The organism is Methylomonas sp. BG-2 (assembly GCF_057766305.1).
The window spans coordinates 1-1,243 of record NZ_JBYMAP010000485.1 but is presented as its reverse complement, the minus strand read 5'-3'; the positions used below and the strand labels follow the sequence as shown (position 1 = coordinate 1,243).

The window sequence follows — 1,243 nt, the reverse complement described above, 5'->3', positions numbered from 1 at the left end:
TTTCCAGCGGGATTTAGCCGCTTTCCTAGCGATCTCTGTCCTTTCCTCGGGCGTGAGCTTTTCAGCTCGCGCCTTTCCGCCTTTTAATCCACCTTTCTGACTATCTGCTTTTTTTCCGGTCAGCTCTTCTTCTGACTCGGCTTCACCAATAGCTTGCTGAAACACGTCGAAGGCGCGCTGTGTAAAATCTTTGCGTGGGTTCGTTTTCTTGGTCATCCCTTTAAGATAGCATGGCTCAAAAAAAAGTTCAGCCAGTCAAATTTCAAACTGAACCACTACCTGGGGATTGGTACCGTCCTGGGCCAAGGATACAAAAAACAGCCAACACCTAATCAACGCCCGGTCGGAAACCGTCCGCGAAAAACCCTCGTTCCGCTCTGCCTTCCAACACCGCCGTTGTTTAATTCCGGCCACTGGCTTTTACGAATGGGCGCGCCGCGACGGCAAACAAGCCTACAACTTCCACCGGCCGGACCACGGCCTGTTCGCCTTCGCCGGCCTGTGGGAACAATGGCAGCACGAACAGCAAACCCTGTATTCCTGCACCATCCTCACCGCCGCCGCCAACGCATTAATGCAACCCATCCACGACCGCATGCCGGTCATCCTACCGCCGGACCTTTACCTGCAATGGCTGGACAAAGCCGCCAACCATGACAGCGTGTTTCGCCTATTGGATAACGACGCGTACCGAGCCATCGGCGCCACGCCGGTCAGTGATTGGGTGAATAATCCGAGGCATAATGCGGAGAGGTGTATAGCGCCATTCGTTTATGCTTAGCCCTGAAGCAACGCAATGATTGCGTCTGGTCCGGTTACGACGATCGAATGCGCATGCTGGAACAGGGAAAAGTGGCATTGGTTGCGGCATAACCCAATGTTTCCGGCCAAAAGAGCCGGTGTTACCCGGCTTGGCATTTGATGGCGCTGTCAGGCAGCAACCAGGTTGTTGGCGCTTTGCTCCAGTCTCCGTTTTCTATCGTCGAAATCAAAACCCAGTTCAATCAATGTCGTGTTCTGCCGCTGCAATTTATCCATAAGCTGCAACTGAGCCGCTGACAAGGCGTCACGCACGTTATCAACCCCGCGCGCCGCCTTGAATTTCTTTGCGGTCATGCCGGTGACGATCCGGTTAATCATGTCGCATTCGTTCGAGAAGTGGTAGGGCTTTAATTCACGATGCGCGGCCTGAATCGCGTTTGTCAGTGGCAAAAAGCCGGTTCTGGCTTCGAGGCGGTGTTCC

3 protein-coding genes are annotated in these 1,243 nt (G+C 54.0%); 1 reads left to right on the top strand and 2 read right to left on the bottom strand.

All coding sequences use genetic code 11. The annotated features are described in order from the left end of the window. A partial coding sequence (locus tag AC3B8H_RS21490) for a hypothetical protein (protein ID WP_488443540.1) occupies positions 1-216 on the bottom strand: 216 nt, incomplete at its 3' end. Positions 217-286: 70 nt separating this feature from the next. On the opposite strand from AC3B8H_RS21490, the gene AC3B8H_RS21485 reads away from it, so the two are divergent. After that, positions 287-781, top strand: coding sequence for an SOS response-associated peptidase (locus AC3B8H_RS21485; RefSeq protein ID WP_488443539.1), 495 nt, complete (start codon positions 287-289; stop codon positions 779-781). Between the two features lie 149 nt (positions 782-930). Here AC3B8H_RS21485 and AC3B8H_RS21480 read toward each other — a convergent pair. After that, positions 931-1,243 (bottom strand): hypothetical protein (locus AC3B8H_RS21480; protein WP_488443538.1); only part of this gene is annotated, 313 nt, incomplete at its 5' end.